The organism is Mucilaginibacter ginsenosidivorans (assembly GCF_007971025.1).
Taxonomy (GTDB): domain Bacteria; phylum Bacteroidota; class Bacteroidia; order Sphingobacteriales; family Sphingobacteriaceae; genus Mucilaginibacter; species Mucilaginibacter ginsenosidivorans.
Genome location: NZ_CP042436.1, coordinates 803,410 through 827,846, shown reverse-complemented (window position 1 = coordinate 827,846; position 24,437 = coordinate 803,410). Strand labels below are relative to the sequence as shown.

Sequence of the window (24,437 nt, the reverse complement as noted above, 5' to 3'; positions counted from 1 at the left end):
TGTCATGAGCTTTTTTTGCCACCAGCGGCAATGCGCTTGAGCAACGCCTGTTTATCTACGCCACCAGGCTCATATTGCACTTTTACCCGATACCCTTTCATCACCGTCTCCGCGGGTGCCGACACGTGCGTTGGTGCGACAATAGCGGCAATGTCCTGCGGGTTAATATAGCGCACGCAGCCGCAAATATCCGGTGCTAGATTCTTTTTAACCATATCCTGAATCCGGGTCAATTTCTTCGCGTCGGTGCAGCACACGACGATGTCGTCGAACCCGTCGCTAAGGCACTTCTCGATATTGTGCACCTCCCACGCCGGGTCTGTGGAAACGGTAATTTCAATGGCGATTTTCTTCTCTTCCTTTTGCAAGACCAGATCAATGAAGCCCTTGCCGTCGGTGGTGGGGTATTCCAGGGTAGCGATGTAGCCATATTCTTCAGCCATCTTTTTGATAAAGGTTTGGGTGTAGCGATGCTCTCTGACCTGTCCCCCCGTTTCAACGTCTTTTGAAGGTTCTTCCGCGATCTCACTGTTGCTCACGGCTAGCGCAACGGTAGTTGGGCGAACCGGCTCTAATATTTCTGCGTTCTCATGCAGCTGTATGGCAATACCAAACTGCTTCTGTGAGTGCGCCCTGATCGCTTCTGCCAAATTGGGCAGCGCTTCCTGGCTGAACGGGTATACACTGACAGAAAAATCAGTATCCATCCCACCGACGCGTGCAATCGCCTCACCCACTGCCAGACGCTGAAAATCCTCAGCATTGAAGCCACTAAACCCTTCCTGGAAACGCTTGGCATCCGTGTCCCCCAGCCGGAAACAGATACGCGTCCCGGCGTTGGCCATGAGACTTGCGGCTAGGTCGGCGTCGGCATGTACGACCTGCTGCATGTCCTGATGTGCCAGCACCAACCCAACCCCGTATTTCCGTGCCCCGGAGAGGATCAAAGCCATCGACGGCGTAATAAAGTGAGGAAATTCGTCAATATAAATAAAGAAGGGCTCGCGTGAGGTGCTGGCCTGGGCCTGTCGTGCCATAGCGCACTGTTGGAGCTTTGAAACGATCAGCGCGCCTAATAGATAGCTATTATCCAGGCCAATCAATCCCTGCGGCAATTTCACCAGGATGATCTTCGAGCTATCCATGCACCCGGCCACGTCAATGCTTTTGGTTTGACAGAGCATGTTCCTGATGCTTTTGGGCCGCAGGAAACTATCCAGCCTGGTCACCAAGGGGCCGATGGACCCGCCTTTGAGCAGTGGGAACTGGTGCAGCCAATAGTACATCAGGTCGGGGTCGGTCACGCTGTCTAAGACTGTTTTCCGGAAGGCCGTTTCAATGAGAAAGCGTTTCAAATCGCCCACATGCCAGGGTTTGGTGTTATAAAGCAGTGTGAGTATGGCATTCGCAAGCACGCTGTGCATTTGGTCGCCCCAGGACGTGCTGAACCGTTTAAACAAGCCCACCAAATCAGAGGCCAGCATTTCCCGCTCACTATCAGAATGGGCGGACAGGATATTGAAGGGGATGACAAAGTCCGGGTCTGTCGGGTCAATGAGCAATACATCGTCGATGCGGGATGCCGGAATATGATTGAGCACGTTGTCAATAAGATCACCGTGTGGGTCAAGAACGCAACAGCCCGTACCACTGTATATGTCCTGAAGAATGAGGCTATGCAAAAGGGTTGATTTACCGGTGCCGGTGGCGCCAAGGATATGAAGGTGCCGGAGTCGTGTTTCTCGTGAAAGGCTGGCGAGTGCAGTGCTGCCCTGGTGCACGTTGACACCGATGACATATTCGTCCCCGATATACCATCCGGGTGCCGCTTTAGTAGTGCGGGTGTGATAGTGGAGTTTGGCGTTGCTGACCGTCGGGAAATGGGCAAGGGCCGACAGCTCTGCGGTATTGAGGAGCATCCCCACGCGATGGCTGCGGCGAAACGCAATGTCAACCACTCGCTCGATGGCAGTGTATACGGTGTCTGACAGAGGCAACAGGCTGTTGTGGGCGCTTTTGGTGGCCTGCATTATTGCAATGGCAGCGTATTGCAGCAATTCACTGGCCCGATCTGATTGCGGTGCCAGTGTCACCAGTCGCACTGACACCGCGCACAGTGGTGCGGAAAGCTTTTGCTTTGCCAGCTGCGGCATCTCCGGCGCATCCAGGAAAAACGATTGCCTGCCGGAATCGTCGCACACTGCCAGCAGGGTGCTTTCTGCCCAGGCGTTGACCGTGCCATTAAAAAGAATTTGTAGCGCGATAGTTTCGTCCCTTTGCAAATGGTCGACCAAACCAAACAGCGACAGGTACGGATCAGGGTCGGTGGCGTGGGTGAGTAATGGCAGCATGAATTCCTCGGCCAAGCCAAAATCAACTACCGACAGTGCCCGGTCTGTGTCAAGCGCCTCCACTAAGAGGTCTTCGTCAGGCTCGGTGATGATGCAATCAGGAAAGAACGCTTTACATTGGCTAAAGAGAAAGTTAGCATCGCCCTCCCGGGAAGTAACCTGCACCACAATAGCCTCGGCCGTGCCGATCACTTCAAAACTCATCGGCAGGTTCTTGTATGAGAGCATCACCAACAGTTGTTCCATGCGCGACATAGTGGGTTTGGCGGCGCGGGGGAAGTGCACCACAAACAATGACAATGGTGATTCATCCTGAAAAGGATACGCCTGAAGTATCGGGAGCTCTGATTTCTTTGGAGGCAACGGTGGTTTGGGGGCAACGAGTTCCGCTATCGTTGCGAAAAAAGACGGCGTCCTGCCATCATCGATGATCTCATCATGTTCGATAAAATGCCCTCGAAATGGCTCAAATGGCGGCTCAAGGTCTGCTGCGCTGTCAGCCTTATACCATCCCCTGCCCCGGCGTTCCCAGGCGTAAAATTGCTCAACCAAGACTTGTGCTAAGCGAGCCGACATATTATTGCGCGTTCTCCCGCGTGAAGCCGTGCGTGGCCTTTACCTTTTCGATAGCCATTTTGATGATCATATTGATGCTATTGGTGAACATCAACTCTGAATCCAGCTGGAAATAGGTTTTGCTCTCCATTCCTTTAGCCATCGATTGGCCCACAAGCGGGATTTTGGCCGTGATATTGGCGGTTGTATTGGCATCCTCCATATGATACCAGCTAATGAAAAAGCTTTTGCCGAACGGAGCGGCACAGACATAGAAGTTATGCCGCTTGCGGCTAATGACGAGATATTCCCGGCTAGCGGAAAGGATATTGCCCTCTTTCATATTGACGCGGCTAAACGTCACATCCGGGTATTGATATTCTTTTACCATGTCCTCGAGCATGGTATAGATTTCCTTTGCAGAGAGTTGCAAATCTTCGAAGTGCTGGTATTGGTGCGAATGGAGGGTGTCAACGGTTGCCATGAAAAGGGTGCAGGTTAAAAAATAAAGAAATGATAAAGAATACCTAAAGATACTTTCAAGATGTCTTCAAATCCAGCGTGTTTTAACGGATTTTTTTCCGTTTTTTCACCCCCCTGTAGCATCATTATTTTCAAAAAACAAAAAGGAAAAAGAAAAATGGGTAGCCGGCGTGGCGCGCGGCGCAAGAAGCAACGGAATAAAAGGGTATGAAATGGCCTGCGGGTTTATGCCGGAAGTTCTTGCGCCGCGCTACTGTAGGCCAGGTGTAAGCCGGCTAGCTTGCCTTTTTCCTTATTGTTTATCCCCAAAAAAGTCCCCGGCACTCGTCGCAAGGAGACTTCAATCCTAAACTTATCAGCAGCGTTGACAAGACTATCGACATTGCTAATGAATGGGACAGCTATTTGGCTCTTTTATGCATCAAAAAAGAAAGTGAAAATACCGTGAAAACACGGGGTGCAATTGTCATTCCCTCTTTATAACTTTAATGAAACCAAACACTTAGCCACATCATGAAAAGACTGATCACCATTTTGCTGTGCTTTTGGATAAGTACGGCAATTGGTCAAGACACGGTGACTATCGTCCATCATCGCTATACGACCACCTTTGACACGGTGCTGCACTATCCGGTGAAAGTTCACTGGTTGGTTAACGCGGCCGATGTGTGCCCGAAGGGCAAGCCTCATCATATCGAGCGCACCAATGACTTCAGGCCGGATTCACTGTTGCTGTCTCATACGGATCTGCAACCGTTCTACCATCTCATCGTGAAGAAGTACGACCGGGGCCACAACATGGATGCTGCGGATAATTCCTGCAACCTGGCTGATATGCATGAGTGTTTTTTCTTTTCGAATATGACTGCGCAAACCAAGCATTTGAATCAGATTACCTGGGAGCAACTGGAAGAACACACGCGCGCGATGGCGCTTAGTTTCGGGAGTGCCGAGGTCTGGTGTGGCAGTTACGGCAGGAAAGCCAAAAGTGGCCCAATGACCATACCGTCGAAGTGCTGGAAGATTATCCGGTACAATCAAACTATCGAAGCTTATGTCTTTCCAAATACATCAACGGTGAGTAAGAAGAAATATACGCAATATAAAACTACGGTAGCCGCCATACGTGCAGCTTCTCATTTACCATTAGCTGAAATCCCGCAATAAGATGAAGAAAGTAATAATTATCCTGTCGGTATTCATTGGTATAGCTGTCGGTAGTGCAACACCAGTAAAGTATCAGACTGTTAACAAAATTGATTCGGTGTACATCTGTCAGAGCAAATCTGCGTATGCCTATCACCGTTATGAATGCCGGGGATTACAACGCTGTACCCATAGCATCCTGAAAATACCAAAAGCATCAGCCATTAAATTGGGCTACAAGGCTTGTAAGATATGCTATCGGTGAGCGAGCCGTCAAAGACAGCGCAGAGCAACGAAGCTGGCTGCGAGTTGAGCAAGCGGTCCAGGCAGGGGGAGCACAGCGGGTGCCTGGTATGTCTGGACACGAGCAAGGTGCGCCAGTGTGCAATAGAGTGTGCTGACAATGAAAGGGCTATTGCACGCGGTGCCCTTGTGAAGCCGGTTGCGATTCGCAGGCGAGCAGAACACGGAAAGCGGCTGGCATTATATGGATTGAGCAAAGTGAAATGCATATAATGCCAGAAGGAGCTTTCATGAACGAATGACTTGCGCTCACAAAAATGCTGACAGGTTCAGCATTCGCGGTAGCGAATAATAGCTGGTCAATGTCTCATGTGCTTGAAAAGCTTATGAGGCATTGACGGAAACCTGGCGGTATTTTATGTAGCGCTTGGAATGAGTGAATACCGAATTTCTGATAATAAAAATAATGCTATGAGTGATATTGAAAAGAATGGTATAAGTATAGGGGGTCTAGTAACTTCCGGAATTGTTGCTTTGATGACAGTCGTTTCGTTTTTGTCTACCAGATCATTATTTATGGCTTCAAACATAAAAGTAAATCTTCATGACGAAATTTTTATCGATCAAAGCTATGGGGTACTTTCCTTCTCGCAACTGATAAGTACAAAAAATGTTGGCAGTAAATTGGGCTCAATAACAAGGATTGAAAGTCAATTAAAATTCAAAGAAGATTCGTCAGTTTGTAATAAAAAATTCATTGCGAAATATTATTCCTCTTCTGGTTGTAGTCAATGCAATGGTGATTTATTTAATTTTGATGAGCTATACGTAGCACCAGGAAGTTTTTTTGCTACAAACATTCGGTCTTATGAAATAGTAAATACAAATACCAGTGATACTATTGATTACCTACAAAAAACTTTTGCGAAGGAAATTATAGATAAAGATCTCAAAGATTCCATGAGTAGAACGAAAGTTTTCAATGCAACCGACTCTACCAAAAAGAAGATAGGCGCCTTTATTAATAATAGACTAAGTGTATTAAAACAAGGTTGGTATACGTTTAAAGTCGCGATTGAATTTGACGATAATCCCAGTTATGTAAAAACTTATACTTTCTACTTACGAAAAGAAGATATAGCACTCTTGTACGATTCTATTTTAGATAATGAACAATTGTACTGGCAGCCTATAGTGAACACAGGAAATTTTATTAAAATCCGACTCGATAACTAAATTATTAGTTGACTTATTTTTGTGAATATGCCAATATTGGTTCCAAATCAAAATCGATTAAGAAGTGATAATAAGTCGGCGTTAACTGCCTTATTATCACTTCTTAATCTTCGAAAAATGTTAAAAAAGCTTAATGATTCAGTAATCAACATAATGTTTTTAGCGTCAATGTTACTGTTGATGACGCTATCATTTTTTTTAAGCGGCAAGGCTGCTGCAAACCCGAAAATTTATCCTTTAATTAATTATGCTCTGATATCAGTTGCTTGCCTTTATGTTATTTGGCTTTGCATAACTGTTGTAAACAGAAAAATAAAGAACCCGTAAAGGGGTTCTTTTTATTATAACTTAAATTAGTCCATCATTTTTTCCTTAGTACTTCGTCATTCACCGACTCTTTCTTCTGTTTTGAAGAAGCATTCAGAATATAATCCACACCTCGCTGCGCTTGGCCGCTAGCAAAGATTATTAAGCGCTTGTCATTACGCAATGCTTCAATCCAGCCTTTGATGTAGGCAACGCTGTTGTCAAACTCCTTGTCAATGATCCCTGCTACCGAATTCAAATAGCAGGCCCCGATCTCGGCAATCAATTCTTCCATACTATAGGGTATGGAAGCGTAGTTAGCCTCTTCCGTAATGCCTTTACGGTTGAGCCGGCTTTGGTGCCCGGTGCTGTGGATGAGTTCATGGAAGAGGGTACAGTAGTAGCTTTCAGGAGTGGAAAAACTTCCTTGTTTTGGCATGTTAATGACGTCCTTGCCCGGGTCATAATAGGCTTTTTGCTTAACATGCTTAATGCTTGGACAATTAGGCATGCGCTCAATGATCTCGTCGCAGGCACCGATACGGCCGATGTCGTACTGGTCAAAGGGGATTGTAAGTACTTCCGGTAAGTTATCACACTGGGCAATGTTGAAAACATAGTAGTACCGTAGCAAGGCTTTGGTCCTTGGTTCACCTTGCCCTTCATGCTGTTGCTCCTCTAAATACTTCCAGAAGATAACTATGTGACCCTTTTCTCCCTTTTTGACACTTGCTCCTAATTCATGAATTTGCTTCCAGGTCAGGAAATAGTTTTGTGGATAGCCCATTGAAGCCAATAACCAAGTATTGATCCCGGTGTAGGGGCGTTTAGAAATGAGGTTTTGCGGATGGCCAGCTTCGGTCCAGGGCTTCCTCCAGGGAATAACTTGCTGGGCTAATTGTTCAATGATTCGGTTTGTGATGATCTGATAGACATCAATAGATGGCGTTTGATTATTCATGACGTACAGTTTTGATTTGAAAGAATTTTCTTTCAGTGTACGCGAGAAGGAAAAAGGAAAATAGGGGGTATATGTCCACTAACGTTATGAAGGAATACTTTGTTAAAATCCCATAGTATTAATAAATTCTCGCTAAATTTTCGTTCACCTCATAAAAGATCCTTATGAAAATTTCAATTACGAGTCAGTCATTTCATAACCTAATTTGCGGGCTACTAAATAATCAGTGCTTGGTCATTGACAAGGTTGTCAAGCCTGCATTGGACGGAATAAACTTTTATTCTGAAGAAGAAGTATCTTCTGCGCAAGACTGGCATTAGGTGCAAGAACCACAAGCAATCGGTTTTATCACTCCAGAAGATTTACAAAAAGTGTCTTTAAAGACAACATCAAATGATTCAATCTTTAACCCAAGATTCCGAATAGTTATCGGAGACGAGTTTAGCAGAGGTCAATTGCTACGAATGGAATTATTAGTTATGATGACGAAAGCTTCGTCAAAAATGCCTTACCGTTCAGATGGGGGTTAATAAAATACCGTTAAAACACGGGTTGTAATTGTTGAAAGTAATAGCCAAATTTACTGAGGATTGACCTCGAGTACTTTATCATAGGCCGAAACGCAAATCACTTATTTGAAACTTTAAAATTGGATTGTATTGATACAAGCGATATTTGCAAGACTATTGTAAATGAAATGAAGGCTTGGCGACATAAATCAGTGATACGGTTAATTGAAGAGTCCAATAATAACGATCCTATAGATGAAATTCGAAACAGGGCGAGGAATTTGGTACTAACGGCGCTTGAAAAAGGATGGTCCGGTCCTCCATTCAATGCAACACAATTGTCAGCATATTTGGGAATCGATATCCTTCCTAATGATAGCGTGTTAGATGCCAGGCTACTTTCAAACACTGGAAAGAAAACAGTTATAGAATATAACCCATTTCAAAAACCGACCAGGATAAATTTTTCAGTCGCTCACGAGATCGCACATACATTTTTTTCTGATTTCAAAGATGAGATGAGAAATCGCGAGGAAGAACCAACAGAAAATAAAGAATTGGAGCAATTATGTAATATAGGGGCATCGGAAATTCAACTTCCGTACGCCATTTTTTCTAATGATGCAAACAGTATCGAAGAAATTACGATTGAAAACCTTATCGCACTCGCAACCAAATATAAAGCTTCATTAGAGTCAGTATTTATACGGTTTGTCGAAGTCATCAATCAGCCTTGCGCAACCATGATTTGTACTTTTAAGGGTAATAAGATTGTTATTGACTATAGTAAAGGCTCTCGCTCATTTGATGAAATAATACCGAAAAACTTCGTAATACCGAAAGACTCTAAAGCATATGAGTGCTCAGTTCCGGGCTGGTCGGCCAGAGAGACTGTTCACTGGGATTTTTTGAATAAGAAGTATGACGTTTACTGTATCGGGATATCACCCCTGCGCAGAGATAACCAACCGCGAGTTGGAATATTGATGACACATAAACTACACAGTACTGCGCTACAAGATAAAAAAATAAAGATCGAGTTTGGTGACGCGACGAAGCCCCGCGGTAATGGAATTAAAGTCATAGCTCAAGTAGTGAACACGAGCGGTGGCCTGGGACTAGGCTTCGGCAAATCGCTTTCTAAAAATTTCCCCGATGTCAAATCATCGCTTCAGCAATGGCATGAAGATAAAAAGCGCTTTCAATTAGGCTCTTCTCAACTGGTTAAGATTTCGGAGGATTTGTATGTATTTCAAATGCTAGCTCAAAAAGGTTTATTTGAGAAAAATGGAGAAATACCATTAAAGTATTCCTATTTAAGAACATGTTTGATCAGCTTGCAAAATGCATGTGAAAAGTTACATGCCAGTGTTCACATGCCGATGATTGGCGCCGGTCAGGCAAAGGGTGATTGGAACGTGATCCAAGGGATAATTTTCGATGAATTGGTGAATAAAGATATTGATGTAAATATTTACGTTTTTCCAGGAAAGGTTCCTGCTATAAAAAACAAATCAAGCCTAACCTTATTTGACGAACAATCTACATGGCGCAAAGAAAAGTAATCCTGCTTTTAAGTGGAGAAATTGCCTCTGGAAAATCCACGCTGTCAAAGCGATTAGAAGAAAAATTTGGCTTTAAAGTTTTGAAGACGCGCGAGGTTCTGAGAGAGCTCGCCACAAAAAAACTGGCCGGAAAAATACCTAATAGAGATTTTTTGCAGAAATATGGGGAAGAGTTGGATAAAACAGACGATGGGAAATGGGTGTTAGAAGCCTTTAAAGGGGCCTTTTCTGCGGTAACAACTGAAGGTAATTTGTACCTGGTCGACTCCGTAAGAATTTCTAAACAAATTGAGCACTTCAGAGCAGCATATAGCTACTCCGTTTACCATATTCACCTTCTTGCATCCCCAAAAAGTCTGGAAAGTAGGTTTTTACATCGCGACGAATTTAGCAGCGTAAACGAAAGTGAGGTTAAGCAATTATATTACCAGGCAAAAAGTGATTATACAGAATCTAGGGTTTCTCTGTTAAAGGAAGACGCCGACCTTGCAATTGACACTGATCTTTGCACCAAAGACGATGTGCTAATTCGAGTAGCGAGCTTTTTCAAATTACTAGCACCCACAAATAATCAGCTAGTAGATGTAATCGTTGGCGGGCAATTTGGATCCGAAGGGAAAGGGCAAATAGCGGCACATATTGCACCAGAGTACGATTGTTTGATTCGGGTTGGTGGTCCCAATGCCGGTCACACGGTCTTCGAAGAACCAGAAAAGCATGTATTCCACTTACTTCCCTCCGGTTCTTACAGAAATCAAAATGCAAGGATAATTTTAGGCCCAGGAACTATCATCAATGTCGACAAGCTGCTTGAAGAAATCGTTAAATATAAAATTGAGGATGAGTTTTCCCGTAGAGTTACCATCGATGAGAATGCCACAGTTATTCGCACAAGCGACATCACAAAAGAGCAAAAGATTAAAAAGACGATAGGCTCCACTGGACAGGGGGTTGGTTTTGCAACTGCCAATAACATTCTCGCAAGATTGAAAGCGGACGATCAACATAAAGCGAAGCACCATCCAAAGCTGAGAGCTTATGTTGGGGATACATTAGAAATATTGGAGCAAATGTACCAAAGTAACAGGAGAATATTGCTCGAGGGAACTCAAGGAACGGGCTTAAGCCTCTATCATGGTCTTTATCCTCATGTTACCTCTCGAGATACAACTGTTTCTGGCTGTTTATCCGAAGCCGGTATTTCTCCTAAACGGGTGAAAAACATCGTCATGGTAACCAGGACTTATCCTATTCGGGTAGGTGGGACATCCGGACCGTTTAATAGTATTGAAATTGATTTCGACATTATAGCAAAGCGCGCTGGATTAAATGGGGGTGAGTTAAAAGCAAAGGAAAAAACTACTACCACACACATAGATAGAAGAGTTGCCGAGTTCAGTTGGACAATGTTTCGAAAAGCATGCGAGTTGAATTCTCCAACTGATATCGCATTAACTTTCGCTGACTACTTTTCTGTAAAAAATAGATCCGCTCGCGGCTATGACAAATTAACAACTGAGACGCGGCAATTCATCGAGGAGCTTGAAAGGTGTTCAGGTGTAAAAGTCTCATTAATAGGAATTGGGTTTGATTATAGAGCGGTCATTGACCGACGAAACTGGTAAAAAAATGAATATAGATAGATTTATTACTTTAAGGCCGTATCTGTATCATTTGACTGATAGAGATAATCTACCATTGATTCTCGAATATGGCAAATTATTAAGCACCAAAAAGATTATTGAATTATCGGGTAATGCAGCTTATGTGCATATAAACACTGCTAGGCGTAGTACGCATAAAAAAATTGTTATTGGCGACCGTGTATTTTCAATTCGTGATCAAAAGCCAATCTCTGAAAAGAATCTTGTAAAATGCTTAACTGATGGGTGGGACTGTGCAAGATTCTACGATCACCTAAATGATAGAGTGTTTATGTGGTCGAAGCCCGAGTACTTAAATAATCATTACAAAACTTACGAACATGAAGGTCCTATAATATTGCGTTTCAACACGGATTCGATTTTAGCAGCTAATCCGCATGTCAAATTCTGCCGTTTAAACTCTGGGGCAACCAGGTCTTCATCGCATCATAACGGTGCTCCTCCTCCAAGGGGTATCGACACATTTCAACCGGCCGAAACATTTGACTTCCTCCCGAGTCAAGTAAAAGAGGTGACATTTGAAAATGAATGTATTTTGACCGGTGATATTTACGTGTCGGATTCACCTTACGGTATCTATCATATTTTAGATGCTTAATTAATAGAGCAACGGCATTATATTAACCACTTTATCAAAAATTATTTGACAAGTGCGACAGCGTGATTAGGCCATTGAATATGGGCTACCGAAAGGTAATCTTTAAATGTCTGTGTTATTCAACTAGCCTTTTAGTAGAATATGCCAACCAATATTTCCCCGAGCCTACTAAACACCCTCATTGCCCAATCGGTGTTGGTATTTGACTCAGTGGCGGGTGCTAGGGAGCTTGGATAGACTAATATCTCGAAATAAGAATCAAGTTAAAAGGCCCCCAAGCTGTGTGCTTTTAGGCCTTGGTTTTCATTTGCGGAATAGTACCCTCAACAGGTTTATCTATTCGAAATTGTCCAAATCAGTCTTTTTAGCTGTTGCCGAAGCTATAGAGAATTTACTATCAAAATGCACCAGTAGCATTTCTATGAATCGACCATGATATACACCATAAATTTCTTTAGAAAGCTTAGTCCCTTTGATACCTAAAATTCCGAATTGCAATTCTCCCGGAGCAACTTTGGGGCGTAAATATGCTTTCTTATACCATTGCGGTGGAGTATGGGTAAAATCTCCGTCGGAATCATACTCCCATGTTTCTACTGTTTTTTTATCAATCGCCGCCTTTATTTCACTTAAAAGACCGGCAGGATTGGTTGTTCTAATAATAAGTGACATGCTGTACGTTTTTTAAATTTCGAAAATGGTAATGGATGTGATCATCCATTACCATTTAATTAACTACATGGTAAAACGGCACTTTAAAACCTCTGGAGGCTTAAAAGATTGTCTACTGTTGTACCATCAGGCTTCGTTCTGATATACTCTCTGCCTGAACTGCTTTTTTGAGAGATCACGTCGATGGTATTCCCTTTAATTGACACGTAGTATCTCATGGTTTTTAAATACCCGACAACTTGTGCAACCGTTTCGGTAAAATTAGTTCCACCATCACTTACTCCCTTTACATCGGTAATATGTTCTTCTGTATAACCACCCGATGATAGTCGTACATGCGTTATTTTATACGGCATTGCTTTAAAATTAGTATTGATAATGCTATCTGATAAGTATCTGGAACAGACAACGTATTCCAGGGTGAATAGGGCGGGTACGTGACTATCAAAGTAACTTTAAATTTACTTGCTAATTCCAGTTACTTTGATAACTTTGTATCAATCTAAAAGAAAAGCTGCATGGTGGTATAGCCTGCAGAAAATTATCCTCACCAGATAGTTTATTGAATAGGCTGTTATTGGTAGTAACAGTCTATTCTTGTCTTATACCTTTCCCTCCTTATTTTTCATCTTGTTTAACCTTTCGTTTGATTGCTCGTCTTTGAGTAAAGACATAGAGATCTTTCCCTTCATAAGAATCTTTAGTTATGTCAAACATAATGGTGAACTCTTTATAATTATATCCCAACATCTCAAAAGCATCTCCAACATTTAGATAGTAGTATTCCCCCGCCTTGGCAACTTTAGCTGCATTCTTACCTTCATCAGTCTCCAAAAGGAAAAAAACATTCTTCTTTTCATCGTCAGTGCCCAACAAGTATGATCTTTTATTTTCCAATTTCATAAATGAAATAGCCTCCATATTAAACCCCAGCTTACCACTGTAATGAATTGTGGCCTTAGGTTTGCCCTTGTTTATATCTATTTCTAAAAATTTTAATCCCATATGTTACCCAAATGTAAGTATTTTTATTGGTTTATGCAAGTCAAAATTTTGCACCCTATTTCGCATGCTCCCATAATAATCACCATTAACCCCTATATTTTAAATAAACAACGTGGCATAACCCTAAAAAGTTAGGCCGCTTGCCATTAAAACACGGCTGTTTCGGTCTCAATCTTTTAATTTGTGTGCTAATTTGTGTTATTTGAATTCCTGTTTCACTTTTTAGATAATCAAATGGTTTACTCTTGTTCAGCAGGAAAAAACAGATTGAAATACAAAATTCTGAAATCTTAAAAACGGGGGAAAACACCCGTGGAATACCGTGAAAACACCTATTTAAAAAACGGGGAATAATCATAAATTAATATCCTGTTAATCAGGATATTGCATTTAAACCAACCCATCATGAAAAATCTTATTCTTTCCTCCATTTTAATGTGCTCATTTGCGTTTGCTCATTCACAAACGATTGATGCAAGCTTTAGTACGAGCACAGATACGATAAGGTCCGCATAACCCCATTATTTAAAATCTTGACTCTGAGCATAAAGTATTGTTAAGATAGTTTAAATTCCCGATAGGAATCTAAACATTTTATTACCTAGTTGCGATGGCCTTTATTATACCTGTTGGTAGTGGCCACGGACATTCTCATTCACCGTCAAAATGCACTCTTAGGTCCAGATAGATGGGGCTGATCGCAGTAGAAAAGAAAGCTAATTAACTAATGAATAGTTGAGCACTAAAAGGCCTGCTTGTCGCTCCGTCTATAAGCAAGTTGAGATATATATGGAATTGAGGCAGGTCAATTAAATCACTTTGCCTGAAGACGGGTTTGAACTCTTCAGCCATTATCTTTGCATCTGCGTTTCCTAATCGAAAGCATATTATCGTTCCTACATTGCCGATAATTGCCTTTTGTACAAATTCCGGCAATTGTTCCGTGTACTGATGTGTTAGGAACAATCCTACTTTGTATTTCCGCACCTCGGAAAGCATCGTCACAAATGATGCTGTTAAAAATGTGTGACATTCATCTACGAACACCATAAAAGGTTTACGGTTATCCTCCCGGAGATTCGCTCTCCGCATGGCTGCGGCTTGAATAGTTGTAGTGAGGAGACTTCCTAAGACGACTGAGATATATTCGCCGATAATACCCTTACTTAAATTGCAGACAAGGACTTTGTTATTATTCATGATGTCTGCAATGGAAATGCCTTGTTGTTGTCCGACAATATTTTTAAGCACTGCGTTGGCGTTAAAAACTCCTGCTTTGTTTAGTAGGGGCATTATAACCTCATTTTTAAATGTTGGTGTGTACTTATCAAACTCATTAAGCCAAAATGAAAGAATTGAATCGTTGTTAGTATAGTGCAGTACCAGGTTGCGAAAGCCCTCGTCTAACAACAAAGGTTTTATATCCAATAGGGTTGCGGTTGGGTATTCCAACAGCGTCAAAATTGAATAATTTAAAATATACTCTAATCGTGGTCCCCAACTGTCCGCCCATATTTTTTTAAACGCTAATACAATTTCAGATGCTACCAAATGCCGTTGCTCTTTTGGCACATCATGCAAAGGATTAAATCCTACGGGGTTGGCAAGATTAGTAGCATCGAAATAAATTACATCTTCCCTGCGATGTTCGGGAATACCTTGCAAAAGCTTAAGGCAAGCATCTCCATGAGGCTCAATGAGGCACACACCATAGCCTTTATAAACGTCATCAATAGCCATGTTTAAGAGTAATGTGGTTTTGCCGGTACCGGTCTTGCCCAACACATAAATGTGCGAAAAACGATCCTGTAGCTTTATGCCAAATAGCTGATTAGCATTTCGAAAGTTAGTGTAGCCAATGGGGGTGAAAGGTTTTGAATGGTCATAATTATTGTTCATAGTGCCCATTAATCCTATGAAATATATTCCTTCAATAACAGTAGGATGGAATAGTTGCAATGACCAAATATTCCTGACTTTTTTATTTCTAAGCGATTGTCATACTATCCTTATACAACCCTAATTAATATGTTATGATACAACCGCAAGGCAAAAGAGAAATTAACGTACCTAAAGCGGAGTCACGTAGTCTTTTGCCTTGCAGCACTGACGTTAGACGTGACTCCGCTTTGGGCTTAACAGATAAGGAGCCGCCTATTGAGGTATTGCTCGACCAACTGGCCGAAATACTCGTGGAGGCATATTTTTATGAAAAACGAAATAACAAGTGACATACAAGCTAAGGCAGTAATTTATTGCCGTGTATCGACAAAAGAACAAGTAACTGATGGAAACAGCCTAATAACACAAGAGCGACTTTGCCGTGAGTATGCTAGTAAAGAAGGTTTTGAAGTTACCGAACTATTTATTGAGAAGGGTGAAAGTGCTAAGACGGCAGATCGAAAGGAGTTGAACCGATTATTAGATTTCTGTACAAAAAAGAGCAATGCTATCCGAGCCGTAATTGCTTATAAAATAGATCGCATTAGCCGCAATCTTGCTGACTACAGTTATATCAAGGTTAAATTAAATAAAGCAGATGTAGAAATTCGTTCTGTGACTGAATACTTTGAGGACACACCGGCTGGTAGATTTATGGAAAATATTATTGCTAACGTAAGCCAGTTTGACAATGAAGTGCGCACAGAAAGGAGCGTTGGTGGAATGAGAGAAGCCGTAAATGAAGGACGATATGTTTGGAATGCGCCACTCGGGTATGACAATGTGCGCATGGATAAATCAACTATTGCACCTAATCACCTGGCACCACTTATAAAGGAAACGTTTCAATTAATTGCACAGAGGACATATCCAACTGAAGTAATCCGTTTGATGATGCACCAAAAGGGCTTAACTGATAAAAACGGCAATCCAGTGAACCGAGCTTACTTTTTCCGAATCGTAAGAAACCCGTTATATAAGGGCATTATAAAAACATTCGGAATGACCGTACAAGGCTCTTTTGAGCCTATTGTAGAGCCTGACTTATTTGATGAAGTTCAAGCGGTATTAAATGATCGCAAGAACACGGTAAAGCATTACCTCAAAGAAAATCCAGACTTTCCATTGCGCCGGTTCGTGACAAACGAAGGCGGCAAGTTACTGCGAGGTTATTGGGCAAAAGGCAAAACCAAGAAATACCCTTACTACTCCTTTCAGCAAGTAGGGACAACAATTCGCAAAGAAACACTGGAAAGCATATTTCTAAATTATTTACAATCCCTAAGCTATGATTCCGTCCAGTTGAAGCAACTCAAACGATACCTAGATAATCATTTCACTAAACGAGTAAACAATGAAGAAAAAGCCGCCGTAGCCATTCAAGAACGAATAAAGGAATTAGATAAGCAAATTGATAAGTTAATAGAATTGCATACGGCTGAAAAGATTAGTTCTACGATTTTTACAAGCCGAATTAAGAAAATTGAAGATGAGCGTGACGACTTATTAGAATTACAGAAATCAAAAATCACTGAAAATGTTGACGTAAATGGGCTGTTGCGAAGCGCTGCAAAGGCGTTAAAACAACCTCATTCGATTTGGCAAAATGGGAATCTCGAATTGAAAAGAGCATGGCAAAAGTTCGTCTTTCCAAAAGGGTTAGTGTTCGATGGAACAAATTTACGAACACCGAAAATATGTAGACTTTTCAACCTGAAAGCCATATTTGATGAGCAAAAATTCTCTAAAGTGACCTTAAGAGACACAGGAAAAAACACCCTCTCGGGAACTAATTTGCCTCTCTCTGACAATATAGCTTTAGAATCAAAGGAGTGTGCAGCGTCAGTGATGACTGATTTGCTTGTACTTCGGGAGATTCGCCGGGGAAATTCCAAAGAATTGAAAGATTTGTATGAAGAATACCAGTATAGTGCAGCCGCTTAACAGCTGACCGTTGGGCGAGTATGGTGGAGGGATATGACACAACAAAAATACCCCAACAATCTCCGCAGGTTCCGTTTAAGAAGAAAGCTGACTCAGCAGGAAGTCATTGTTGAACTTGGCCATAAGACCGCCAGGCGGCTCTCTGCCTGGGAGCAAGGAATATCAGTGCCGTCAATGGAGCATCTATTTGCGCTTGCGCATTTATATAAAGTTAAAGTGGAAGAGCTCTATGGCCCATACAAAAGAAAGCTGGACTATGCGCGGAGGAAGCGAAAGCAGACAGAAGCCAAAATACCGGCTACTATTACCCCTGACCAAGAAGATGAGAGTATTGAAGTGTTGTTGGACAGGTTGGCGGAGATACTGGTAGAGGCGTATTTTTATGAGAAATCTTTAACGTAAATGTTTAATTAATCCTGTCTCTAATTAATTCCAACCAACCTATAATATTACTGTTAGGATCAGCTGCTTGTATTTGTGCGAATGTCATAGTCGAAGCAACCTCTCTGTTAAGGCGGCGCTTTGCTTTGCTTGCTTTCTTTGCTTGATCTTCTGGAGACAAAGAAGCCCACGGATTAGGACTTGCCGCATCATGGACGGCTTGAGCGATCATCAACGGCACATCATCCATATCGCCAAAGACAATTTGATGGCCAAATATTGTATTAATTGAGTCCGGGTGTAGATAGTTTTCCGTCTCTCTCTTTACTGTTAACTCAGCCCAATTATTCCCGCCACGAGCACGTACATTATCGCGTTGTTGCTGGTATGGAGGATTTGCATCATCGTCCAAATCATAAATATGAAACTGTGCCGTGCCTAACCCTTTTAAATAATCATGTGTTACCCAATCTTTTAAAGTTCCGCCTCCCAATGGGAAAATCGCTGTTCTAGTATCAGCACCTAGATCTGGAAGATCAGCCCTGTTTTGACTGATCGTTCTGCTAATATGCTTGAAAAATTCCACGTCATTCGGTCCTTCGACGCAGATCAATAATCTTGGCTTCAACGGCTCCGGCAGCATTCCAAGCGTATCAGCAATATCTCTAAGGATAGACGCATGTTTGCTTTTCACAACTACTTCTCCGTTATCCTCCGTGACAAAGAATAATTTATCTTCATTCACCAAGCCTGCAAGTGCTGGATTATGGGTGGTGATCAGCACCTGGGTATTGTCTGCTTCTGACAGCTCTCGGAACGCTTTTATTAGCAGTTCCTGATGGTCTGGATGTTGAGAGTTTTCAGGCTCTTCGAATCCATATATTATCGCATGGGAATTGTTTTCAGAACGGCGACGTTCAGCTTCTGCGCGAAAAAAATTCAATATAATCAATCGGCGAACCCCGCTACCTCGCTTGTTAATTGGAATATTGTTATCACTTGCTAACGTCAAGCTAAATAATCCCGCCCATTTCGGTTCCGCCTTAAATTCCGGGGTTAATTCGTTAGCAAGAGTCGGATTCATTTCACGTAGCTTATCAAGTGTTCGATCTGCAACCTCAACGGCTTTTTCCATTACTCGCTGTTGTATAATATCGAGTTCTGCCTGAAGTTCTGCAATTGCGTTACTTACAGCGATTTTCATAGGATTTGTTACCTCCTTGTCGCCGTCGGTGCTTTCTCTATCTGACTTGAACAAGGCGTACTGTGGCATCCATTTTGAAATATAGTCCCATGCCTTTTTAGCATCTTCCTTATCTACCTGAATCTCTTTTTGCGCCAATGCTAAATTACCTAAGAAGGCCCATATTGCTGAGCGTAATGAGGAGTTAATATTTCCGTTGTAGTTTCCAGCCGGAACGGCTAGCTCATTAGCCCGTTGTCGTAACTCGTTTCTTTTTAATAGTAAAAGATCATTTCCATGTGCACAGGTAGGATGATGGGCAACTATAAAAACTTCTTCCTTGGGCGCAGCAGCTCCACACGTGTAAACCTTTTTTATTTCCAAATCTCCGCCCGTGTTAACCAGATATTCTGCCTGGAGCGTTGTCGGGTTAGCTGCATCAATTACTAGTTCAGCTGGTAAATCAGAGAATATGCAACTAATCTCGATTTTATTTTCACCGCCGGCTTTCGCTCTAACGTTTAAGTCGTCCTTCTCAATTTTTACTATCGAGTTATTAAAGAATATTTCCAGAGCCTCGAGAATCGTCGACTTGCCGGCATCGTTTTTTCCAATAAATACGGAAAGGTCTTCAATATCAATAATTGTTTCAGGTTTAAAACCACGAAAGTTTTTGACTTTAATTGTTTTGAGTCGCATGTGACTAAGGTTTAATTGGATTACTAAATAAAGGCAGCTATTTACCAATTAATTATAAATCAATTAATTATTTAATTAAAAGGACTTCTCAGATGCAGGAAGTACTAAACAGGCAAAATGTATTGGAATAAAAGGATTTTTTACCAGTGGGGTAAAATAGTTCTGTAGAACTAATGGTGAACTTAAGGGTCACGACTAAAAACACATTAATAGATGCCGGGATTTTTTATTTAACAAAGGAATTTCTTATACTTTGGAAGTCTTCGAAATGAAAAAGAGGTTGTGAATGAATAGTTTTTATGAGATTAGGACGTCAAGTTAGCCTAAGAGACTAAACGCCCAACTGCGGAAAATGCGAGAACTACTACGTATTTTTAGGGGTGCATATTAATCAATTGAAATTATTAGAATACCTAGAATCAGAGGGGATTTTTGGCGCCACTGACATTTCACGTTTTGTTGAACGTCTTTATCCAATCACAGCTCAGGCTGACGAAAATGAAAAAAGTGTAGAACGCCAAAAAATACTGGCATTCTTGAGCATACTAAAACATACTGGCTATATTGAATATGACCCGAGTGGCTTAAATAAGATTGGGACATTTAAAAATACTTTCGAACATTTATATGATGAAGTCGAGTTGTTTGCAGCAATTACAGACAAAGGTATTGAAGCATTAGAAAAGGAAAGACAGCGACAAAAACAAGATGCTCTTAGTCAGTCTTTACTTGATACCAATGAATCTACATTGAAAACAAATGAGTCGGTTCGAAAAATCAATGATTTAATGGAGCGCGTTTCCAAGGAACAGTTAGTATTGAATCGTTCGATTGTTATAAATTCTACTGGTCAGACAAACATCTTAAATCGGCAAACAATGATTTTCTTGATAACCGCTGTTTTGGGTTTAGGCACTTTAATTGTGTCCTTTGTGGCGCTTAGGTCAAGTCGCGAAAAAGACAAGCAAGAGCAGCAGTTAACTGAGCAATTGAAACAGATTCAATCACTGAAAATCCAGCTATTACGATTAAAGACAGACTCGTCTAATAAATCAAATGTTATAAAGGAAGTCAAGAAAAAACGGTAGTACTACAGCAACTGCTAAATAGCGTAGCCCGACTTTTTGGTTTCTACTAAATATTGTTAAACGTCGAATGAGTTTAAAGCATTGACGAATGATTGAGCACGAATATAATTTCGGGTTAGCTCTGACTTTTAAACCAGTTTGATGAAGAGCAATTAGAAGAAAATGAAAGCCTGCTGTTCTTTCGTCAAGCAGGCCTTACCCCTAACAGTGTTTTAACTAACCAGAGCAACGATAGATATTATCGTTCACTATTTCGGATCGTGTTTTAACCCATTTTACACCGTTTTTTAACGGTATTTGATGTTCCCTATTGCGACCTGCCCTGTGCCTGGCTATCTTTAGGTATGGCTAACCCAATAACATTATTGCCGCAAGACCCTCAAGCTATTGATGAATTACTGGCGGTTACTGAAAAACGTCTTGCCCATTTACGGCAGCGCGTCGAAGAGATTAAACAATTGATGGCAGAAAACAAAGCAACACATCGCCAATTATCTAAATCAACCGCCGCAAAAACTCGTTTGCGATTTGCTTCACAGCCGCCCGTACAACAAGCAGCTCCAGTAGCATCTACCGATTATCGTATTCAAGGGTAACTTCTGCAATGACAATAAAAGACGTACTAACCCGGTTAATCTGGAATGAGATCGGCCCCGAATTAAAGGAAGAATTAGAAGCAGCTAATTGCGTAATGCAAATTGCAGACGACTACGGCGATTACACGTATACAAATCTTACCCCTGAACTGCAAGCCAAGATAGACGCAAAGAAGCAGGAATCATTAGATATGATGGAGCCAGAATCAACCTGAAAATGAGATTAAAGATTGTGTGGTTTATAAGCTGAAAACCAGCCGGAAATTGTTAGCTGACTGAAAGCAAAAATTTCCCGTGCTTTCTTTAAAACTATTTTCCCTCCCTTATCTCTTTCACACCCTGCTGTTATCCTTAACTCATGGAAAAACAGCATCGATTTTTTCCAAATGCATTACGGCTCCACCGACAGACACTTGGGCTCACACAACGCCAGGTGGCAACATTGTTGGACCTGCATGATTCCGTTCCCATCTCACAATGGGAAAAAGGCACGAAGCTTCCCAATGCGATGAACCTCATCAAACTTAGTCTCATTTATCACACGATACCCAATGAGCTATATGACGAACTCTTCCAGGATTTTCGCGAAACACTCCGTCTAAAAGAGTTTGAACAATTTCAAAAGGCCTAGTCAGTGTGGCACACTGAAGTGCGTATTTGGTATGTCCGATAGATAAAGGACAAGATGATGAGAGAGATATTCGAACGAAGCGAAAAAAAATAAAAAACGAGCGACCGAACGATGCAATTAATAGTTAGCATAATCATTTATGAAGCACTTTAAACACTATTCCCACATGTATACCCCCGAACAAATTCAATTGGCCAATGAAATCGCAGAACGGCTGGAAGATCCGGCTGCTCTGACACAATTTTTGCGCTACGCACAAGAATTTCCTCACGATTTTTTACGGCAAGCCCTCAATAAAGCTTGCTCCACACCTGACGCGCAAGTCCTCAAATCGCGTGCTGCCATTTTCGTTAACAGTGTGAACCAATACAAACGATTCGGCGGGTATGGTCATTCTCGGAATTAGCATTGGTACTAGAACCTCAGGGATTGCCATCATCAACAAACGAGGACTGATCGAATGGCGTACCCTTTCATTCAAAAATCCCTGGTCAGCACAAAAGGCTGACGTTATCGTCTCCAGCTATGAACACTATATCAAGCGCCATCGGGTTACCGTGGTGGCGCTCAAGATACCACCCCTGACGCATCAAACGACCGCAATCATGATGCTCCTTGAAAAGCTCGTTGCCCTATTCACCTATCACGGCTGCATGGTGGAATATAAGACTAAAAAAGAGTTGAAAGGTGCGGTACCGCACGCCCGCAATACTAGGCAATTGTTAGAACATGCAGCGCTGTTGTACCCGATGATTGTCCCAAAAGTTTCCAAAGAATTGACGAATCGGAACAAATACCACCACAAAATGGCTGAAGCCGTCTTGGTCGCTCACCATTCACGCTATCGCGACAGTGTCACGCCAGGTTAGTTCTTCTAAACTAATCGTTCCCCCTATAAATTATACCTGCCTCTTGCTATCTTTAGGTAAAGCAAATTCTTTCAACAACTAAACACTTATCAGATGGCAATACAAAAACGAGTTGGCATATGGATACGCGTGAGTACCGATATGCAAGTCAAGGACGATAGTCCCGAGCATCACGAACAACGAGCACGATACTACGCCCAATCGCATGATTGGCAGGTAATGGAGGTGTATCGATTGGATGCTGTGAGTGGGAAATCAGTCATGCAGCATCCCGAGGCACAGCGCATGCTCGCTGACATCAGGAGCGGACATATCACGGGCTTAGTCTTTTCCAAGCTAGCGCGATTGGCCCGGAGCACCAAAGAACTCTTGGAGTTCGCGGAAATTTTCCGCCAAGAGGGCGCGGACCTGGTCTCGCTGTCTGAAAACATCGACACAAGCAGTCCAGCCGGCAGATTGTTTTTCACCATTATTTCCGCAATGGCAGAATGGGAGCGTGAAGAAATAGCCGCCCGCGTCGCCGCATCAGTTCCCATCAGGGCAAAACTTGGCAAATCATTAGGAGGGCAAGCCCCCTTTGGCTACCAGTGGAGCGGCAAAGAATTTGTCGTCAACACGACTGAAGCACCGGTACGAGCACTCATGTATCAACTGTTTCTCCAATTACAGCGCAAAAAGAGTACGGCCCAGGAATTGAATAGGCGCGGCTATCGCACTCGCAATGGCACACAATTTACCGCCACCACCGTTTCTCGATTATTGCGTGACAGCACTGCTAAAGGCGAGCGCCGGGCCAACTATACCCAAACCACCGGCAACAACAAGCAATGGGTGCTGAAACCGCAATCGGAATGGGTTATCATTCCCTGTGAGTCGATTATCTCACCCGAATTGTGGGAGCAATGCAACGGCATCCTCGACAACCAGGAAGCCAAGCGCAGACCACGTGGCCCGAAACCCGTCTATCTCTTATCCGGCTTCGTGAAATGCTCCTGCGGCACCACTATGTATGTCTATCAATCATCGAAAAACTATGCCTGCAAACGCTGCAAAACCCGTATCAGTGTCGCTGATATTGATGAGATATACCAGGTGTATCTCAAAGAGTATCTGAGCGGCATCAACAGAGAAGACTATTTACGACAATCCGACCAGCAATTGCAGGAGAAAAAGCAACTGCTGGAGGTGACGGTAAAGGAGCGGACAAAGCTTGCTAAGCGTATCACCGAACTGGTTGACTTGCGTCTCGACGGCAGCCTCACTAAAGAACGGTACACTGAACAATACACGCCGTTAGAAGAACGGATGCAGCAGTTAGACGTGATTATTCCAGAGCTTGAGGCGGAAATCGACGTGAGAAATATTCAATTGATTTCAAGCGACGTGGTGCTAACAGATGCCAAAACACTTTATGATGAATGGGGTTCTATGAGTCTTGATCAGAAACGCGCAATTGTTGAAGTGATCACGAGCAAAGTGGAAATCACCAAGCAAGACATCACCATCACGCTTGCCTACGCCACCCCTCCTTCGTCTAAATCCAGAGAAAAGGTATCACCACGCCATGGGTTCATGCTCGCGATCAGCATCACATTTGCGGGGTAGTCAACTGAGAATTTGGCACGGGAAACGGTTATACGCCGTTCTTCCAACGGCTGACGCATTACCTCGAGTACCGAACGTTTAAATTCCGGCAATTCATCAAGGAAAAGCACCCCGTTATGTGCCATGGATATTTCACCTGGCTGCGGGTTGCTGCCGCCACCCACCAGGGCAACATCCCTTATAATATAATTGTATCAGTTTTATAA

General features: G+C 42.5%; 23 protein-coding genes and 1 pseudogene. 15 read left to right on the top strand and 9 right to left on the bottom strand.

Translation table 11 applies throughout. The features are described 5' to 3' along the window. Positions 1-2: 2 nt before the first annotated feature. Positions 3-2,903 carry a type IV secretion system DNA-binding domain-containing protein gene (locus FRZ54_RS03835; protein ID WP_187359736.1) on the bottom strand — a complete coding sequence of 967 codons (2,901 nt, stop codon included), beginning with the start codon at positions 2,901-2,903 and terminating at the stop codon, positions 3-5. A 25-nt stretch (positions 2,904-2,928) separates the two neighbouring features. Further along, positions 2,929-3,390 (bottom strand): hypothetical protein, encoded by a 462-nt coding sequence (locus FRZ54_RS03830; protein ID WP_147030326.1) that lies wholly within the window; start codon positions 3,388-3,390, stop codon positions 2,929-2,931. Positions 3,391-3,902: 512 nt separating this feature from the next. On the opposite strand from FRZ54_RS03830, the gene FRZ54_RS03825 reads away from it, so the two are divergent. The 3 genes from FRZ54_RS03825 to FRZ54_RS03815 all read left to right on the top strand — a co-directional run bounded on the left by FRZ54_RS03825 (position 3,903) and on the right by FRZ54_RS03815 (position 6,014). After that, positions 3,903-4,556, top strand: coding sequence for a DNA/RNA non-specific endonuclease (locus tag FRZ54_RS03825; protein WP_147030325.1), 654 nt, complete (start codon positions 3,903-3,905; stop codon positions 4,554-4,556). A 1-nt stretch (position 4,557) separates the two neighbouring features. Further along, on the top strand, positions 4,558-4,800 hold the full coding sequence (locus tag FRZ54_RS03820) for a hypothetical protein (RefSeq protein WP_147030324.1): 243 nt from the start codon (positions 4,558-4,560) through the stop codon (positions 4,798-4,800). A 410-nt stretch (positions 4,801-5,210) separates the two neighbouring features. Beyond that, positions 5,211-6,014, top strand: coding sequence for a hypothetical protein (locus FRZ54_RS03815; RefSeq protein WP_147030323.1), 804 nt, complete (start codon positions 5,211-5,213; stop codon positions 6,012-6,014). 361 nt (positions 6,015-6,375) lie between these two features. Here FRZ54_RS03815 and FRZ54_RS03810 read toward each other — a convergent pair whose 3' ends face one another. Then, positions 6,376-7,281 (bottom strand): ArdC family protein, encoded by a 906-nt coding sequence (locus FRZ54_RS03810; protein ID WP_147030322.1) that lies wholly within the window; start codon positions 7,279-7,281, stop codon positions 6,376-6,378. A gap of 697 nt (positions 7,282-7,978) precedes the next feature. Here FRZ54_RS03810 and FRZ54_RS03805 point away from each other — a divergent pair. From FRZ54_RS03805 to FRZ54_RS03795, 3 genes are read left to right on the top strand one after another with little or no spacing between them, the layout of a single operon-like run. Continuing rightward, positions 7,979-9,355 carry an ImmA/IrrE family metallo-endopeptidase gene (locus FRZ54_RS03805; protein WP_147030321.1) on the top strand — a complete coding sequence of 459 codons (1,377 nt, stop codon included), beginning with the start codon at positions 7,979-7,981 and terminating at the stop codon, positions 9,353-9,355. Further along, positions 9,337-10,980: an adenylosuccinate synthetase gene (locus FRZ54_RS03800; protein ID WP_147030320.1), complete on the top strand. Its 1,644-nt coding sequence runs from the start codon at positions 9,337-9,339 to the stop codon at positions 10,978-10,980. The genes FRZ54_RS03805 and FRZ54_RS03800 overlap by 19 nt, the downstream gene beginning before the upstream one ends. 4 nt (positions 10,981-10,984) lie before the next feature. Then, positions 10,985-11,617: a DUF7002 family protein gene (locus FRZ54_RS03795; protein WP_228462612.1), complete on the top strand. Its 633-nt coding sequence runs from the start codon at positions 10,985-10,987 to the stop codon at positions 11,615-11,617. 336 nt (positions 11,618-11,953) lie between these two features. On the opposite strand, the gene FRZ54_RS03790 is transcribed toward FRZ54_RS03795, so the two are convergent. The 4 genes from FRZ54_RS03790 to FRZ54_RS03775 all read right to left on the bottom strand — a co-directional run bounded on the left by FRZ54_RS03790 (position 11,954) and on the right by FRZ54_RS03775 (position 15,193). Continuing rightward, positions 11,954-12,289, bottom strand: a complete 336-nt coding sequence (locus tag FRZ54_RS03790; protein ID WP_147030318.1) for a hypothetical protein — start codon at positions 12,287-12,289, stop codon at positions 11,954-11,956. Between the two features lie 83 nt (positions 12,290-12,372). Next, a complete protein-coding gene (locus FRZ54_RS03785) occupies positions 12,373-12,645 on the bottom strand; it encodes a DUF3892 domain-containing protein (RefSeq protein WP_147030317.1) in 273 nt (90 codons plus the stop codon). A gap of 262 nt (positions 12,646-12,907) precedes the next feature. Further along, positions 12,908-13,294 (bottom strand): hypothetical protein, encoded by a 387-nt coding sequence (locus FRZ54_RS03780; protein ID WP_147030316.1) that lies wholly within the window; start codon positions 13,292-13,294, stop codon positions 12,908-12,910. 720 nt (positions 13,295-14,014) lie between these two features. Further along, positions 14,015-15,193, bottom strand: coding sequence for a type IV secretory system conjugative DNA transfer family protein (locus tag FRZ54_RS03775; RefSeq protein WP_147030315.1), 1,179 nt, complete (start codon positions 15,191-15,193; stop codon positions 14,015-14,017). A gap of 309 nt (positions 15,194-15,502) precedes the next feature. Here FRZ54_RS03775 and FRZ54_RS03770 point away from each other — a divergent pair, with 309 nt between their 5' ends. Next, positions 15,503-17,179 carry a recombinase family protein gene (locus FRZ54_RS03770; RefSeq protein WP_147030314.1) on the top strand — a complete coding sequence of 559 codons (1,677 nt, stop codon included), beginning with the start codon at positions 15,503-15,505 and terminating at the stop codon, positions 17,177-17,179. A gap of 33 nt (positions 17,180-17,212) precedes the next feature. After that, complete coding sequence (locus tag FRZ54_RS03765) at positions 17,213-17,581, top strand: helix-turn-helix domain-containing protein (protein WP_147030313.1); 369 nt, start codon at positions 17,213-17,215, stop codon at positions 17,579-17,581. 4 nt (positions 17,582-17,585) lie between these two features. On the opposite strand, the gene FRZ54_RS03760 is transcribed toward FRZ54_RS03765, so the two are convergent. Continuing rightward, positions 17,586-19,442 carry an ATP-binding protein gene (locus FRZ54_RS03760; RefSeq protein ID WP_147030312.1) on the bottom strand — a complete coding sequence of 619 codons (1,857 nt, stop codon included), beginning with the start codon at positions 19,440-19,442 and terminating at the stop codon, positions 17,586-17,588. A gap of 395 nt (positions 19,443-19,837) precedes the next feature. Between FRZ54_RS03760 and FRZ54_RS03755 the strand changes: the two genes are divergently transcribed. The 7 genes from FRZ54_RS03755 (at position 19,838) to FRZ54_RS03725 (ending at position 24,231) form a co-directional block, all read left to right on the top strand. Continuing rightward, entirely contained in the window at positions 19,838-20,530 is a 693-nt protein-coding gene (locus tag FRZ54_RS03755) for a hypothetical protein (protein ID WP_147030311.1), read from the top strand. A gap of 344 nt (positions 20,531-20,874) precedes the next feature. Next, positions 20,875-21,126: a hypothetical protein gene (locus FRZ54_RS03750; protein WP_147030310.1), complete on the top strand. Its 252-nt coding sequence runs from the start codon at positions 20,875-20,877 to the stop codon at positions 21,124-21,126. An 8-nt stretch (positions 21,127-21,134) separates the two neighbouring features. Further along, entirely contained in the window at positions 21,135-21,341 is a 207-nt protein-coding gene (locus FRZ54_RS03745) for a hypothetical protein (RefSeq protein WP_147030309.1), read from the top strand. A gap of 143 nt (positions 21,342-21,484) precedes the next feature. After that, entirely contained in the window at positions 21,485-21,757 is a 273-nt protein-coding gene (locus FRZ54_RS03740; protein WP_147030308.1) for a helix-turn-helix domain-containing protein, read from the top strand. Between the two features lie 166 nt (positions 21,758-21,923). Beyond that, positions 21,924-22,163, top strand: a complete 240-nt coding sequence (locus FRZ54_RS03735) for a hypothetical protein (RefSeq protein ID WP_147030307.1) — start codon at positions 21,924-21,926, stop codon at positions 22,161-22,163. Next, entirely contained in the window at positions 22,144-22,626 is a 483-nt protein-coding gene (locus FRZ54_RS03730; RefSeq protein WP_147030306.1) for a hypothetical protein, read from the top strand. Before FRZ54_RS03735 ends, FRZ54_RS03730 begins: the two co-directional genes overlap by 20 nt. A gap of 93 nt (positions 22,627-22,719) precedes the next feature. Further along, positions 22,720-24,231, top strand: coding sequence for a recombinase family protein (locus FRZ54_RS03725; RefSeq protein ID WP_147030305.1), 1,512 nt, complete (start codon positions 22,720-22,722; stop codon positions 24,229-24,231). Here the strand turns inward: FRZ54_RS03725 and FRZ54_RS03720 are convergent. Beyond that, positions 24,192-24,422: pseudogene (locus FRZ54_RS03720) on the bottom strand (ATP-binding protein); the annotation flags it as partial. The gene FRZ54_RS03725 and the pseudogene FRZ54_RS03720 sit on opposite strands and share 40 nt — an antisense overlap. Between the last annotated feature and the right edge of the window lie 15 nt (positions 24,423-24,437).

Coding starts and splice junctions, on each gene's coding strand:
- FRZ54_RS03830 (WP_147030326.1), bottom strand. CDS start 3,390: ATGGCAACCGTTGACACCCTCCATTCGCACCAATACCAGCACTTCGAA.
- FRZ54_RS03825 (WP_147030325.1), top strand. CDS start 3,903: ATGAAAAGACTGATCACCATTTTGCTGTGCTTTTGGATAAGTACGGCA.
- FRZ54_RS03820 (WP_147030324.1), top strand. CDS start 4,558: ATGAAGAAAGTAATAATTATCCTGTCGGTATTCATTGGTATAGCTGTC.
- FRZ54_RS03815 (WP_147030323.1), top strand. CDS start 5,211: ATGAGTGAATACCGAATTTCTGATAATAAAAATAATGCTATGAGTGAT.
- FRZ54_RS03810 (WP_147030322.1), bottom strand. CDS start 7,281: ATGAATAATCAAACGCCATCTATTGATGTCTATCAGATCATCACAAAC.
- FRZ54_RS03805 (WP_147030321.1), top strand. CDS start 7,979: ATGAAGGCTTGGCGACATAAATCAGTGATACGGTTAATTGAAGAGTCC.
- FRZ54_RS03800 (WP_147030320.1), top strand. CDS start 9,337: ATGGCGCAAAGAAAAGTAATCCTGCTTTTAAGTGGAGAAATTGCCTCT.
- FRZ54_RS03795 (WP_228462612.1), top strand. CDS start 10,985: ATGAATATAGATAGATTTATTACTTTAAGGCCGTATCTGTATCATTTG.
- FRZ54_RS03790 (WP_147030318.1), bottom strand. CDS start 12,289: ATGTCACTTATTATTAGAACAACCAATCCTGCCGGTCTTTTAAGTGAA.
- FRZ54_RS03785 (WP_147030317.1), bottom strand. CDS start 12,645: ATGCCGTATAAAATAACGCATGTACGACTATCATCGGGTGGTTATACA.
- FRZ54_RS03780 (WP_147030316.1), bottom strand. CDS start 13,294: ATGGGATTAAAATTTTTAGAAATAGATATAAACAAGGGCAAACCTAAG.
- FRZ54_RS03775 (WP_147030315.1), bottom strand. CDS start 15,193: ATGAACAATAATTATGACCATTCAAAACCTTTCACCCCCATTGGCTAC.
- FRZ54_RS03770 (WP_147030314.1), top strand. CDS start 15,503: ATGAAAAACGAAATAACAAGTGACATACAAGCTAAGGCAGTAATTTAT.
- FRZ54_RS03765 (WP_147030313.1), top strand. CDS start 17,213: ATGACACAACAAAAATACCCCAACAATCTCCGCAGGTTCCGTTTAAGA.
- FRZ54_RS03760 (WP_147030312.1), bottom strand. CDS start 19,442: ATGCGACTCAAAACAATTAAAGTCAAAAACTTTCGTGGTTTTAAACCT.
- FRZ54_RS03750 (WP_147030310.1), top strand. CDS start 20,875: ATGGCTAACCCAATAACATTATTGCCGCAAGACCCTCAAGCTATTGAT.
- FRZ54_RS03745 (WP_147030309.1), top strand. CDS start 21,135: ATGACAATAAAAGACGTACTAACCCGGTTAATCTGGAATGAGATCGGC.
- FRZ54_RS03740 (WP_147030308.1), top strand. CDS start 21,485: ATGGAAAAACAGCATCGATTTTTTCCAAATGCATTACGGCTCCACCGA.
- FRZ54_RS03735 (WP_147030307.1), top strand. CDS start 21,924: ATGTATACCCCCGAACAAATTCAATTGGCCAATGAAATCGCAGAACGG.
- FRZ54_RS03730 (WP_147030306.1), top strand. CDS start 22,144: ATGGTCATTCTCGGAATTAGCATTGGTACTAGAACCTCAGGGATTGCC.
- FRZ54_RS03725 (WP_147030305.1), top strand. CDS start 22,720: ATGGCAATACAAAAACGAGTTGGCATATGGATACGCGTGAGTACCGAT.